This is a genomic window from Streptomyces sp. NPDC055013, assembly GCF_053608645.1.
The window spans coordinates 259,194-272,638 of record NZ_JBSGVW010000006.1 but is presented as its reverse complement, the minus strand read 5'-3'; the positions used below and the strand labels follow the sequence as shown (position 1 = coordinate 272,638).

Annotated in this window: 11 protein-coding genes; 6 read left to right on the top strand and 5 right to left on the bottom strand. The window is 71.7% G+C overall.

The genetic code is table 11. The features are described 5' to 3' along the window. Window positions 1-1,923, top strand: coding sequence for a glycoside hydrolase family 15 protein (locus ACWGDB_RS10935; protein ID WP_453822136.1), 1,923 nt, complete (start codon window positions 1-3; stop codon window positions 1,921-1,923). Continuing rightward, entirely contained in the window at window positions 1,916-3,310 is a 1,395-nt protein-coding gene (locus ACWGDB_RS10930) for an MFS transporter (RefSeq protein ID WP_453822135.1), read from the top strand. The genes ACWGDB_RS10935 and ACWGDB_RS10930 overlap by 8 nt, the downstream gene beginning before the upstream one ends. Here the strand turns inward: ACWGDB_RS10930 and ACWGDB_RS10925 are convergent. The 4 genes from ACWGDB_RS10925 to ACWGDB_RS10910 all read right to left on the bottom strand — a co-directional run bounded on the left by ACWGDB_RS10925 (window position 3,300) and on the right by ACWGDB_RS10910 (window position 7,218). Further along, window positions 3,300-3,701, bottom strand: coding sequence for an SHOCT domain-containing protein (locus tag ACWGDB_RS10925; RefSeq protein WP_453822134.1), 402 nt, complete (start codon window positions 3,699-3,701; stop codon window positions 3,300-3,302). The genes ACWGDB_RS10930 and ACWGDB_RS10925 overlap by 11 nt on opposite strands. A 122-nt stretch (window positions 3,702-3,823) precedes the next feature. Then, window positions 3,824-5,086: a hypothetical protein gene (locus ACWGDB_RS10920; RefSeq protein ID WP_453822133.1), complete on the bottom strand. Its 1,263-nt coding sequence runs from the start codon at window positions 5,084-5,086 to the stop codon at window positions 3,824-3,826. 102 nt (window positions 5,087-5,188) lie between these two features. After that, window positions 5,189-5,605, bottom strand: a complete 417-nt coding sequence (locus tag ACWGDB_RS10915) for a DUF7144 family membrane protein (protein WP_362377780.1) — start codon at window positions 5,603-5,605, stop codon at window positions 5,189-5,191. Window positions 5,606-5,781: 176 nt separating this feature from the next. Continuing rightward, a complete protein-coding gene (locus ACWGDB_RS10910) occupies window positions 5,782-7,218 on the bottom strand; it encodes a DUF2252 domain-containing protein (protein WP_453822132.1) in 1,437 nt (478 codons plus the stop codon). A gap of 145 nt (window positions 7,219-7,363) precedes the next feature. Between ACWGDB_RS10910 and ACWGDB_RS10905 the strand changes: the two genes are divergently transcribed. Then, entirely contained in the window at window positions 7,364-8,746 is a 1,383-nt protein-coding gene (locus ACWGDB_RS10905) for a diacylglycerol/lipid kinase family protein (RefSeq protein WP_453822131.1), read from the top strand. A gap of 26 nt (window positions 8,747-8,772) precedes the next feature. Here ACWGDB_RS10905 and ACWGDB_RS10900 read toward each other — a convergent pair whose 3' ends face one another. Next, window positions 8,773-9,813, bottom strand: coding sequence for an SCO2400 family protein (locus ACWGDB_RS10900; RefSeq protein WP_453822130.1), 1,041 nt, complete (start codon window positions 9,811-9,813; stop codon window positions 8,773-8,775). 313 nt (window positions 9,814-10,126) lie between these two features. Here ACWGDB_RS10900 and ACWGDB_RS10895 point away from each other — a divergent pair, with 313 nt between their 5' ends. The 3 genes from ACWGDB_RS10895 (at window position 10,127) to ACWGDB_RS10885 (ending at window position 13,375) form a co-directional block, all read left to right on the top strand. Next, a complete protein-coding gene (locus ACWGDB_RS10895) occupies window positions 10,127-11,290 on the top strand; it encodes a mandelate racemase/muconate lactonizing enzyme family protein (RefSeq protein WP_389443512.1) in 1,164 nt (387 codons plus the stop codon). Next, complete coding sequence (locus ACWGDB_RS10890) at window positions 11,287-12,291, top strand: zinc-dependent alcohol dehydrogenase (RefSeq protein WP_453822129.1); 1,005 nt, start codon at window positions 11,287-11,289, stop codon at window positions 12,289-12,291. Before ACWGDB_RS10895 ends, ACWGDB_RS10890 begins: the two co-directional genes overlap by 4 nt. A 121-nt stretch (window positions 12,292-12,412) precedes the next feature. Beyond that, a complete protein-coding gene (locus ACWGDB_RS10885) occupies window positions 12,413-13,375 on the top strand; it encodes a glycosyltransferase family protein (protein WP_383595683.1) in 963 nt (320 codons plus the stop codon). The last annotated feature ends 70 nt before the right edge of the window (window positions 13,376-13,445 follow it).

Sequence of the window (13,445 nt, the reverse complement as noted above, 5' to 3'; positions counted from 1 at the left end):
ATGGTCGACCGCTATCCGCCCATCGCCGAGCACGGAATGGTCGGCGACCTGCAGACCGCGGCGCTGGTCTCGTCCGCCGGGACCGTCGACTGGTGGTGCACGCCGCGCTTCGACTCGCCCAGCGTCTTCGCCTCGCTGCTGGACAGCGAGCGCGGAGGCCACTGCCGGTTCGCCGTGGACCTCCCGGAGGGCGAAGGGGTGACGGTACGGCAGCTGTACCTGTCCGACACGGCGATCCTGATCACGCGGTACATGGCGCCCGGCGGCGTCGGCGAGGTCGCCGACTTCATGCCTCCCATCGACTCCCGCACGCCCACGGACCGGCATCGGCTCATCCGGATCGCCCGCGTCGTCCGGGGCAGCCTGCCCTTCACGATGGCCTGCCGCCCCCGCTTCGACTACGCCCGCGCCCCGCACACCCTCACGCTCCCGCCGGACGACGACCGCTCGGCGGTCTTCCACGGGCCGGAAGCCGACCTGCACCTCCAGTGCACCCCCGGGGTCGCCCTGCATGCGGACGGCGACGACGTCACCAGCCGCTTCACCCTCTCCGCCGGGGAGGCGGCGGCCGTGGTGCTGACCTCCACGGCGAGGGGCGGCGCCGCCGGACCCGAGCCGACCCTGCGCAGCCTGGTCGACGACATGGCGTCGTGCCGCACCTTCTGGCTGTCCTGGCTGCGCTCCTGTTCCTACCGAGGGCGCTGGCAGGACGTGGTGAACCGCTCCGCGATCACGCTCAAGCTGCTCACCTACGCCCCCACGGGCGCACCCGTCGCCGCCGCCACCATGGGACTGCCCGAGCAGATCGGCGGCGAGCGCAACTGGGACTACCGCTACACGTGGATCCGCGACGCCTCGCTCTCCGTGCGCGCCCTGATCGACCTGGGCTTCGAGGCGGAGGCGTACATGTACCGCCGCTGGCTGCGCGAGCGCGTCGAGGCCGGCGGCAGCGCCACGGGCGATCCCCTGCAGATCATGTACCGGGTGGACGGCGACCCCCGTCTGACCGAGGAGACCCTCGACCATCTGGAGGGCTACCAGGGCTCACGACCCGTCCGCGCCGGCAACGCGGCCGCCGGCCAGCTGCAGCTCGACATCTACGGCGAGGCGGCCGACGCGCTGGCGGTGCGCGGCGACATGGGGGCGATCCGCGGCTGGGACGCCATGCGTGACGTGCTGGACTGGCTCTCGGAACACTGGGACCAGCCCGACGAGGGGATCTGGGAGACCCGCGGCGGCCGGCAGAACTTCACCTACAGCCGGCTGATGGCCTGGGTCGCCTTCGACCGCGGTATCCGCGGGTCCATGGCGCACGCCCGCCCGGGCCGGATCGGCCGCTGGACCGACACACGCGACGCGATCTTCCGGCAGATCATCGAACGCGGCTGGCACCCCGGGCGCCGGGCCTTCGTCCAGCACTACGACACGGACGTGCTGGACGCCTCGCTGCTGCTGATGCCCCGGGTCGGCTTCATCTCGCCGCACGACCCGGACTGGCTCACCACCCTCGACGCCATGGACGAGGAGCTGGTCAGCGACAGCCTCGTCTACCGCTACGACCCCCAGGCCTCCCCCGACGGGCTGCGCGGCTCCGAGGGCACCTTCAACCTCTGCAGCTTCTACTACGTCGAGGCCCTGGCCCGCAGCGGCCGGCTCGGGCAGGCCCGGTACGCCTTCGACAAGATGCTCACCTACGCCAACCCCGTCGGCCTCTTCGCGGAGGAGATCGGCCCCTCGGGCGAACAGCTCGGCAACTTCCCCCAGGCGTTCACCCACCTCGCCCTGATCACCGCGGCCACGTCCCTGGACGAGCAACTCGGCCGGGCCGAGGCGAGCCCGACCCGGGGCGACCCCCAGTACGTGTCGCCCCACGGCTACACGCCGCCCGTCCCACCGGCCGGCGGGGGCGACGACGGTGGCTGATCCGGAGCGGCAGCCGCAGCCGGGGCGGCGCAGCGTGCTCGCCGCCCTCGCACTGGCCCAGTTCATCTGCAGCTTCGCCGGCTCCAACATGAACGTGATGATCAACGACATCAGCGCGGACCTGGACACCACCGTGCAGGGCGTGCAGGTGGCGATCACGATCTTCCTGCTGGTCATGGCCGCGCTGATGATCCCCGGCGGCAAGCTCACCGACCGCTACGGGCGCAAGCGCTGCTTCCTGACGGGTCTCGTCGTCTACGCCGTCGGCGCCGTGCTGTGCGCCGTCTCCCCGGGTCTCGGCGTGCTGATTCTCGGCAACTCGATCCTCGAAGGCATCGGCACCGCCCTGCTCATCCCTCCGGTCTACATCCTCGCCACCCTCCTTCACCCGGACATGACCTCCCGGGCCCGCGCCTTCGGAGTGATCATGGCGCTGGGCGGCATCGGGGCCGCCGCGGGGCCGCTGATCGGCGGACTCATCACCACGTGGATCAGCTGGCGGGCGGCTTTCGTCTTCCAGGCCCTGGTCATCGCCCTGATCGTCCTGCTCAGCCGCGGGATGAAGGACCCGTTGCCGCCGAATCCGACCCGTCCCTTCGACACCCCCGGGGCGGTCCTGTCCGCCGTCGGTCTGGTCCTGATCGTGACGGGCATCCTGGCCGCGGACAACAACATCTGGCTGATGGCCGGCCTGCTCGCCGCCGGCGCCCTCGTGCTGTGGTGGTTCTTCCGCCGGGTGCGTGCGGAAGAGGCGGCCGGCCGGGAGCCGCTGCTGTCCCTCGGCCTGTTCCGCGACCGCACGTCCAACCTCGGACTCGTCACGCAGAACGTCCAGTGGCTGCTGCTCATGGGCACGTCGTTCACCGTGGCGGCCTACCTCCAGGTCGTACGCGGCTACGACGCCATCGAGACCGGTGTCATCTTCACGGCCGCCACGCTCGGGCTGCTCGCCTCGTCCCTGGCCGCCGAGAGCCTCTCGAAACGCCGGTCGCAGCGCACGCTCATCATGACCGGCTTCGTCCTGTCCGTCGTCGGCATCGCGGTCCTGGTCACCCTGGCGTCCGCATCGGTCAACCCGTGGGTCTACGCCCCCGGGCTCCTCCTGATCGGGCTCGGCCTGGGTGTGATGCTCACCCCGTCCGTGAACGTCGTCCAGTCGAGCTTCCCCGAGGAACAGCAGGGCGAGATCTCCGGCCTGTCGCGCAGCGTCTCCAACCTCGGCTCCTCCTTCGGGACGGCGATCGCGGGCACGATCCTGGTCTCCGGACTCACCCGCGGCGCCTACGCCGCCGCACTGACCGTGCTGGGCGCCGTCGGCATCGCCGGCCTGGTGGCCGCGGCACTGCTGCCCCGGGAACGGGACCCGAGCACGCGTGTCAGGCCGTGAGGACCTTCGACTTGGCCTGCTCGTACTCGGCGTCGGTGATGTCGCCCTTGTCGTGCAGCGCGGCCAGCTTGCCGAGTTCGTCGGCCTTGGCGCCCGGTGCCTTGGGCCGGGGTGCGGCGGCCTCCTGGATGTACGAGCGGAACGCCCGCTCGCGGTCCTGGGCCGTGCGCAGTTCGCGCTCGCCCATGCCGCGTCCGCGGGCGATCAGGTAGACGAAGACGCCGAGGAACGGAAGCACGCACACCATCAGCGTCCAGCCCGCCTTCGCCCAGCCGCTGAGTGCGTCGTCGCGGAAGATGTCCATGACCACGCGGACCAGCAGCATGATCCACATGATCCAGAGGAAGAACCAGAGCATGGTGAGGAAGACGTCGAGCAGGGGGTAGTCCATGGTCGCCTCCGCTTGCCGGCCGCCGCGACGAGCGCGCGGCTGACGGGGCCCCGGTGGTCCCGTGGCCTTCACGATGCGCCGGGCCGGTCCGTCCGGCATCACCCCTCACGGGTGGGCCTCGGTCACGGGTGCGCCTCGTCGCGGGTGGGTGGCGAGGCCTCGGCCCGGCCGCCGGCCGCGAGCAGTGCCAGGACCGTCAGGGTGCCCAGCAGGACGAGCACGAAGGCCAGGATCGTGAGCGGGGTGGGGCGGTTCCAGATGGCGAAGATGAAGGCCAGGACCGCCAGCGCGGACAGGGCGATCGACCGGCGGTGGGTCTGTGCCCACGCGCCGACCCGGCCGGCCCGGATCTGGTGCCCGTAGGCCCAGGTGGCGAGCGAGTCCGCGGTGCGGTCGCAGCCGCGGCGGATCGCGACCGGGAGGCGGCCGGGGCCGATCAGGTAGGCGCCGAGCGCGACCACGACGCCGAGCACGATCGTGGTGCGCAGGGCGGCCTTCAGGAAGCGCAGCAGCGTGTCGAAGACGGCCGCGGCGGCCGCGTCCGACTGCACGGCGGCCGGGAGGTGGTCCAGGTAGTAGCGGCGTACGACGACCAGGGCGATGACCACCAGCAGGCAGGTGAATGCGGCGCCCAGCGCCGTCCAGGCGAGCGCGCGCCGCCGGCGGCGGGCCACCAGCACTCCGGCCGCGCCGATGACGACGGTGAGAACGGGCAGCCAGTAGCCGACGGTGTCCAGCAGACGGGCGCCCTTGCGGACCTTCTCCAGTTCCTCGGACTGGAACAGCACCAGCTGCTTGTCGACCTCGGGGATCGCCTTCGCGGGCGACAGTCCGGCGTTGACGAGTTCCGTCTTCACCTGTTCGACGAGTGTGCCGACGTCGAGCGTGACCGTGCCGCCCTCGACCCCGACGGCGCCGCGGCCCTCTCCGGTGAGGGCGTGCACGACGGCGTTGTGGGCCTGTTTGTTGGCGTTGCGCCACACGGTGTCGAAGGCGCCGCTGTGCACGATCCGCGTGACGATCTTCTTCACCGCGCCGTCCACGGCCGAGTCGATCTGTGGCCCGAGCCCCTGGATGGCGGAGGCTGCCTGGGGCGGCAGTCCCTGGGACCGCAGCCAGTCGGCGAGCTGCGCGGCGGCCCGGTCCCCGTCGATGCGGACATCCACCGCCTTGGAGATCCGGTCGACGGCCGCGTCCTGGATGGCCGGCTCGGTCGCGAGCGGGGCGACGGTCTTCACGTAGCGGTCGGTGTCGAGCGCGATGTCGTGGATCCACACCGTGATCAGGGCGACGGGTACGAGGACGCAGGTGACCACGATCAGCACCGCGGACGCCGTCGCTCGGGCGATGCGCCCCGGCGCGGAGGGCTTGTGCGCGGCGCTCATGCGGACTCCAGGTCTTCCGGGGTCCCCGCCCTCCCTTCAATTGCGTCCGCGCACCACGAAAACGGCATACCGAACTGGCCCATACGGGCGCCGGAATGGCCCCTAATCGGCGAATGGGTCCCGCTTCACCACGCACAGAGCCCAGATGATGAACGCGTACAGCGCGATCAGCGTGAGCGACCAGACCGGGTAGTACGGGATGGACAGGAAGTTGGCGATCAGCAGCAGTCCCGCGACGCCTACGCCGACGACCCTCGCCCAGGTCTTCGCCCCGAACAGGCCGATGCTCACGATCACGGCGAGCGCCCCGAACACCAGGTGGATCCAGCCCCAGCTCGTCAGGTCGAACTTGAAGACGTAGTTGGGGGTGGAGACGTACACGTCGTCGTCGGCGATCGCCATGATGCCGCGGAAGACGTCGAGGATTCCGGAGATGAAGAGCATCACTCCGGCGAACAGTGTCAGGCCGGTGGCGGCTGTCTGCTTCCCCGCACCGTGGCGGGTAGCGGTGGTGGCCATGTCCGGCCTCCTTTCCACACCGGGCTGCTGCGCGCAGCCGTCCACCACCGAGCCTGATCCCTTGGGGGCACACCCGTCGTCACCCACGGAGGGTGAGCACGGGCCGCCGGGCCGCCCGTCACCGACGAGCCCCGGCAAGGGAGGACGCTCCCGCGTCCCCGGCATCCGTGCCCCCGTCACGCCGCCAGGTCGCTCCGGGCTGTGACGCGGCCCGTGGTGACCGCGTCGGTCAGGGCCTGGTGGTCGCGTTCGTTCTGGTCGGCGTAGGCGTGGGCGAAGTGGGCCAGGGCGCGGTCGAAGGTGTCGCCGCGGCCGAGGTAGGCGGCGATGGCGATCGGGTCGCCCGAGCGGGCGTGGGCGCGGGCCAGGGAGGCACCGCACAGCCGGGCGAACAGGCCCAGGGTCCGGGCGTCCATCGTCTCGGGGCGGGCGATGCCCTTCCAGTCCCGCAACTGCCGTACGTAGAAGTCGCGCTGGCGGCCGTCGAGGCCGGTGACGTGTTCCCAGCCGAGGAAGATGTCACCGGCGGCCTGCATGAGCCGCTGCCCGGCGACCACCCGCTCGCCCTGGTTCTCGTACGTGCTGGCGCCGCAGTGGGGGGCGAGGACCGAGTCGCCGGCCTCCTTGGCCTGCAGCAGGAGCGGGTCCTCGTCGTCACGGCCGAGCAGCAGGAGGATCCAGCAGCGGGTGCCGACGCTGCCGACCCCGACGACCTTGCGCGCCACGTCGACCAGGCGGAACCGGCTCAGCAGATGGCGCCGCTCCGACGACAGGGTGGTCTGATAGTCGTTGACCAGTCCTCGCAGGGTCCGCGCCACATCCTCGCCCTCCGTCCCCGGCAGCAGCTCCGAGAGCGGTGTGATCAAGGGGGGATCCGAGATGATCCGCGGTACGCCGTCCACCACCCGGGTCAGTTTCGCGGCCGCCTGCAGACTGGTCCGGGCACGGGCCTTCTCCGCCGCCCGTACGGCCCGCTGCCTGGCCTCCTTGCCCGGCCGCTCGGGCAGCAGCACCTCGATCTGGTCGAAGTCGTCCCGCGCGTACCAGACGTCGAGGGTGCGCTGCCCGGCGAAGTCCCGCATGCGCTCCCGGTAGGACCCCACGCCGGCCCGGACGACGGCGTCGCACTCCTTCGCCGAGAACCCGTTGGCCCGCCCGGCGATCACCAGACTCGCAGCCAGCCGCTTGACGTCCCACTCGAACGGGCCCGGCAGGGTCTCGTCGAAGTCGTTGATGTCGAAGACGAGGTGGCGTTCCGCGGAGCCGAGGAGCCGGAAGTTCAGCAGATGCGCGTCCCCGCACAGCTGGGCGTACAGCCCGGTGTGCGCACCGGCGCCGAGATCGGACGCCATGATCGCCGCGGCTCCCCGGTAGAAGCGGAACGGCGATTCGAGCATCCGCCCGTACCGGACGGGCACCAGCTCGGGAACCCGGTCGGCGGACTGCCGCTCGATGATGTCGATCGGATCGGGCCGCTTCTCGTCGGGCGCGAAGACGGCATGCTCGGAGCGCGGCACCCGGGCACGCGCCTCCTTGCCGAGTGCCGCGCGCTCGGCCGGGGTGAGCGAACGGTCGTGCATCACCGTGAGCGGACCGCGGTGCGTGCTGGCCATGGTCGGACCTCCTTGCCCGCAGGGTCGACCGGCCCTGCCCGCATGGTCGACCGGCCCCCTGACCAGCATGCTCACAGCCCGCGCTCCGGTGGGATCACCCGAAGCAGGTGATGCGGGGCCCGGCGGCGGGAGGTGGGATGCCGCTGTGGGCGGTACGCGAAAGTCCGCTGGGACGTCCGGCACGGCCGATCGTCCCCGTGCGGCGGCTCAACGGTGGGCGGCACGCCTGGCCCTGCTCGTCGCGGCCGCCGCGATCGCCGTGCTGCTGTCGGCCGCCGGTATCAAGAGCCTCGCACTGCTGGCCGTCGGCTTCGCGGGCCTCGCCGCGACAGCCGCGGCCCTGTGGTGGGCGCTCTCCCGGCGCGGCCCGGCCCGGCTGCTGGCCGCCGCACTCGCCGCCCTGCTGCCGATCGCCGTGCTGCTGAACTATGCCGCGGTGGGCCTGCTCTGGGCCGCTCTGGCCGCCGTGGCGCTGTGGATCGCGGCGCTCCTGATCGGGCGGGCCGCCCTCGCCACGGACGCCGGCCGGACCGGCCCCCGGGAACACCCGACCCCACCACCGCGAGCACCGTTCCTCATCATGAACCCGCGCTCCGGCGGCGGAAAGGTCGGCAGATACGACCTCGTGGCCAAGGCCCGGGCCCTGGGCGCCGAGGTCGCCGTCCTCGACCCGGCTCACCCGCAGGACGTCGCGGAGCTCGCCGAGCGGGCCGTGGCGCGGGGAGCGGACCTGCTGGGGGTCGCCGGAGGGGACGGCACGCAGGCGCTGGTGGCGGGTGTGGCGGCCCGGCACGATCTGCCGTTCGTCGTCATCTGCGCGGGCACCCGCAACCACTTCGCCATGGACCTCGGCCTCGACCGGACCGACCCGTCGACCTGCCTCGACGCCCTCACCGACGGTGTCGAAGTGCGGATCGACCTCGGGCTCATCGGCGAGCGCGTCTTCGTCAACAACGCGTCCTTCGGCGTGTACGCGGCGGTCGTGCAGAGCCCCGCCTACCGCGACGACAAGGTGCCGACCATCCTCCGGGAGCTCCCGGACCTGCTGACCCATCAGGTCGGGCCCCGTCTGACCGTCCGCGCGCGGGACATGGTCCTCGACGCTCCCCAAGGAGTCCTGATCAGCAACAACCCCTACCAGTGGGGCGACGCGGCCGGCCTCGGCCGGCGGGCGCGGCTGGACTCCGGTGCCCTCGGCGTCCTCGGTGTGAAGGTCGACAACGCCGCGCAGGCGGCCGGGCTGCTGCGCGGCCATCAGTCGCGCGGGCTCACCGTGCTGACCGTGCACGAGGTGGTGGTCGAGGCCGACGCCCCCGACGTCCCGGTCGGTGTGGACGGCGAGGCCCTCCTGCTGCCCACGCCCGTCATCTGCCGCATCACGCCCGGCGCCCTGCGGGTCCGCGTGCCGCGCGACCGTCCGGGAGTGCCCGGCGCGAAGCCGCGGATGGACTGGCGGACGCTGGGCCGGCTGGCGTTGCCCCGCACTCGTGACCCGCGCGGTAACGAGCTCCCGTATTCGCGAAGGTGAACGACCCTTGCCGGCCTACGGGCGGTTCACGTGCACCACCACAGGAACCGATTGCACGTCTCCGTGGGCGTCGGGTCCGGGGTCGGGTCCGACGTGGTCGGTTCCTCGGTCGGGGTCGTGGGATCAGGGTTGGACGGAGTGGTGGGGGCCGACGTGGTGTTGCCGGAGCCGCCGCCCGCCGGCGCCGACTGGCCGTCCTTGTCGGGGGTCTTGTCCTCGTCCTTCTTCTTGTCCTCGTCCTTGGGCGACTTGGAGGACGAGGGAGACGCCGAGGGATCCGCCGACGGCGAGTCCCCGTCCGTGCGGGGCGTCCCGTCCGTCGCCTCCGGGGACGCGGTCACCTCTTCCGACGCCGCGCCCTCCGCCGACTCGTCCCCGGCGGCCGCGGGTTTGGGGCTCGTGCCCGGGGCGTCCATGCCGAGTTCCGCGAGGCTCAGACCCCCGGCGGCCAGGACGAAGCCCGCGGTGACGAGCAGGACCCGGCGACGGCGGCGCCGGTGCGCGGCGGCCTTGCGATCGCGACGGCTGGCACCGGCCGACGAGGACCCGTCGTCCGGGTCGTCGCCCTCGTCGCCGTCCACTTCCTCGTCGTAGTCGTCATGCGCGTCGTCGTACTCGGCGTACTCGTCACGGCCACGCCCCCTGCCACGCCGCTGTGCCGCCCGCCGCGCGGCCCGTCCACCGGCCGGCGCGACCGGCGCCGCCTCCGAGGACACCTCACCGGCGTCCGCAGCCTCCGCGGCCTGCGCCGGGCGCCCTTCGTCGTAGCGGTCGTCGTGGCCACTCGCGCCGTACTCGCCGCCGCCGTACTGCCCGGCGCCGCTCCCGTACTGCCCCGAGCCGTCCCCGTACTGCCCCGCGCCATGGCCGTACCGGCCCGTGCCGCCGCCGTACTGGCCCTCGTACCCCTCGTACGCCCCCCGGCCCTGCACACCCCGCTCGGCCATCTGCGGGTACACCTCGTTCGGGGCGCCCGCGTACACGCGCAGCTCTTCGATCGCGGCGCCGCACCCCGGGCAGGCGAGGGCGCCATTCAGGTGCCGTCGGCACGGGTGGCAGTAGTCCATGACGCGGGAAGACTAGGTTCCGCACAGGCACCGTTGATAGTCACAGCTGTGAAAGTTGTGTATGGAACTTTCCGTTCCGGCATGGCGAGTTGACGGATATGCCGGGACTCGCCATACACGCCCCCCACACTCCGCGACCGACTGCCCGAAATCCGTATCGAAAGCGGTGTCGAAACCGTTATGCGTTCGACCCATTGACACTCCCGGCGCCGCCTCCCTACTGTCACGTCAGCATTTCGAACGTGTGACGAAATTTCGAACACGACGGGGTGCGACACCATATGAGCCGACGACGCAGCAAGGGGCAACTGCCGTGCGCATCACCGGAATCAGCACACACGTGGTCGGGACGCCGTGGCGCAACCTGACCTACGTCCTGGTGCACACCGACGAGGGCATCACCGGAGTCGGCGAGACCCGGATGCTGGGCCACACCGACGCGCTGATCGGCTACCTGCGGGAGGCCGAGGCCAACCACATTCTGGGTTCCGACCCGTTCGCTGTCGAGGACCTCGTCCGCCGTATGAAGTACGGCGACTACGGGCGGGCCGGCGAGATCGTGATGTCCGGGATCGCCGTGGTGGAGATGGCCTGCTGGGACATCAAGGGCAAGGCCCTCGGCGTGCCCGTGTGGCAGCTGCTCGGCGGCAAGGTCACCGACAAGGTCAAGGCGTACGCCAACGGCTGGTACACCACCGAGCGGACGCCGGAGGCGTACCACAAGGCGGCCCAGGGCGTGATGGAGCGCGGATACAAGGCGCTCAAGATCGACCCCTTCGGCACCGGCCACTTCGAGCTCGACCACGAGCAGACCCTGTACGCCGTCTCCCTGATCGAGGCCGTGCGGGACGCCATCGGCCCCGAGGCCGAACTGATGCTGGAGATGCACGGCCGCTTCTCCCCCGCCACCGCCGTACGGCTCGCGCGCGAGCTCGCGCCGTTCAAGCCGGCCTGGCTGGAGGAGCCCTGCCCGCCGGAGAACCTGAAGGCGCTGGAGAAGGTCGCCGCGAAGGTCGACATGCCGGTCGCGACCGGCGAGCGGATTCACGATCGCATCGAGTTCCGTGAGCTCTTCGAGAGCCAGGCCGTCGACATCATCCAGCCCGACGTCGGCCACATCGGCGGCATCTGGGAGACGCGCAAGCTCGCCGCGACGGCCGAGACCCACTACGTTCTCGTCGCGCCCCACAACGTCGGCGGCTCCGTCCTGACCGCCGCCTCGCTCCAGGTCGGGTTCACCTCCCCGAACTTCAAGATCCTGGAGCACTTCAACGACTTCGCCGACGCGGAGATCAAGAAGGTCGTGAAGGGCGCCCCGCAGGTGAACCCGGAGGACGGCTGCTTCCACCTCTCCGACGCCCCCGGCCTCGGTGTCGAGTTCGACGCCGACGCCGCCGCCGAGTTCCCGCAGCAGCAGGCCCGGTTCGACCTGTGGGCCGAGGGCTGGGAGCAGCGCAAGCCCAAGGGCACGCAGTGAGCACCGCAGTCGTCGTCGAGGCGCCCGGCGAGCACCGGCTCGCCGAGCACACGCCGCGCGAGCCGGAGGCCGGTGAGGCGCTGGTCCGGGTCCACGCGGTCGGCATCTGCGGCAGCGACCGCGAGGTGTACCGGGGCAACCGGCCCGAGGGATACGTCCGTTACCCGCTCACGCCGGGCCACGAGTGGTCCGGGACCGTCGCGGCGGTCGGCGCCGGGGTGCCGGACTCGCTGGTCGGCCGCAAGGTCGTCGGCGAGGGCTTCCGCAACTGCCAGGTCTGCGACCGCTGTCACGCCGGTGAGACCACGCTGTGCAGCGCGGGGTACGAGGAGACCGGCTTCACCCAGCCCGGCGCCATGGCCGCCACGCTCACCCTCCCGGCCCGGCTCCTGCACGTCCTGCCCGACGACGCGGACCTCACCGCGGCCGCCCTGCTGGAGCCGGCCGCCTGTATCGCCGCCGCGGCGATCAAGGCCAACGCGCTGCCGGGCGAGCGCGTGGCGGTCGTGGGGACCGGGACGCTGGGCATGTTCGCCGTTCAGTTCCTGAAGGCGGGCTCGCCGGCCGAGCTGCTCGTGGTGGGCACGCGGGGCGACCGGGAGGCACTGTCGCGGCAGTACGGGGCGACCGACTTCCGTACGAAGGACCAGCTGCTCCCGGACGACTTCGACGTCGTCATCGAGACCGCCGGGTCCGCGGACGCCGCGCGCACCTCCGCCGCCCTGCTCAGGCGCGGCGGGCGCCTCGTCCTCACGGGGATCCCGGCGGCGGGCGCCCATGGACTCGACCCGACCGATCTCGTCGTACGGCAGCTGGAGGTGCACACCGTGTTCGGGGCGCCGCCGGATGCCTGGGCGCACACGGTGCGGGTGTTCGCGGCCGGGCTGCTCGATCCACTCCCGCTGGTCACGCACGAGTTGCCGCTTCAGGAGTTCCCGCAGGCGATCGAGCTCGTCGGGTCCGGCGATCCGAAGGTGGGCAAGGTCCTCCTTCGCCCCTGAGTGCCCCTCAGCCGTACGCCGGTACGGGGGCAACCTGACGGCCCCCGTACCGGCGTACACCAAGCCCCGCACACCCTGAGCCGCGAACCTCGTCCGATATATCGAACACGAAGGACAGCTTGTGACCGACGCTTCCGCAGCCCGCCGACCCGGTGAGCAGGTGCTCGCCGCCCTCGGCCTGGCCGCGCCCGACCTCTCCCCCGCCGACGCCTCGCCCCACACGTTCCCGGGCGGCGGCCGCTGGCGCACCGAGATCCCCTCGTGCGAGGGTCCCGAAGCGCTGGCCGTCGTCCTGAAGGAAGCCTCGCTGCTCGACGTGCCGGTCCACCGGATCAGCCAGGGCAGTGGCGTGTGGATGCTGACCGACACCGAGATCACCGAGATGGTCGAGGCCACGGCCGAACGCGACATCGAGCTCTGCCTGTTCACCGGCCCGCGCGGCACCTGGGACATCGGCGGCTCCACGCGCACCGACTCGCGGGGGGCCGGACTGCGCGCCCGGGGCCACGACGCCGTCGCCGGCTGCGTCGAAGACGCCGTGCGGGCCACGGAGTTGGGCGTGAAGTGCCTCCTGGTCGCCGACGAGGGCGTGCTGTGGACGCTGCACCGGGCGAGAGCCGCCGGGATCATCCCGGCCGACACGACACTCAAGGTGAGCGCGCTGATCGGGCCCGTCAACCCGGCCGCGTACGCGGTGTACGAGAACCTCGGCGCCGACTCGGTCAACGTGCCCAGCGACCTGACGCTCGATCACCTCACCGAGATACGGCGGGTCTCCGCCGCCCCCATGGACATGTACATCGAGGCCCCCGACGACCTCGGCGGCTATGTGCGGATGTACGAGGTCGCCGAGCTGATCCGGCGCGGCGCACCGCTCTATCTGAAGTTCGGGCTCTCCAAGGCCCCCGGCATCTATCCCTACGGCCACCACATGCGGGACCTGACCCTGGCCACCGCCCGGGAACGCGTACGGCGCGGACGGCTGGCCCTGGACCTGCTCGCACGGCACGGAGCTGACGGCGACATGGCGCCCCTCGGTTCACGGCTGCCCGGAACTCTGAAGCGATTCGAAACTCCCGCATAACGTTCCGGACAAACCCCCTTCACAGAAGAAGACGCAGTCGAACACAATCCCACACACCCTTGTTCTACTC

Excerpts from the sequence above, each read along its gene's own strand:
- ACWGDB_RS10920 (WP_453822133.1), bottom strand. The coding sequence starts at position 5,086 with ATGAGCGCCGCGCACAAGCCCTCCGCGCCGGGGCGCATCGCCCGAGCG.
- ACWGDB_RS10900 (WP_453822130.1), bottom strand. The coding sequence starts at position 9,813 with ATGGACTACTGCCACCCGTGCCGACGGCACCTGAATGGCGCCCTCGCC.
- ACWGDB_RS10935 (WP_453822136.1), top strand. The coding sequence starts at position 1 with ATGGTCGACCGCTATCCGCCCATCGCCGAGCACGGAATGGTCGGCGAC.
- ACWGDB_RS10925 (WP_453822134.1), bottom strand. The coding sequence starts at position 3,701 with ATGGACTACCCCCTGCTCGACGTCTTCCTCACCATGCTCTGGTTCTTC.
- ACWGDB_RS10915 (WP_362377780.1), bottom strand. The coding sequence starts at position 5,605 with ATGGCCACCACCGCTACCCGCCACGGTGCGGGGAAGCAGACAGCCGCC.
- ACWGDB_RS10910 (WP_453822132.1), bottom strand. The coding sequence starts at position 7,218 with ATGGCCAGCACGCACCGCGGTCCGCTCACGGTGATGCACGACCGTTCG.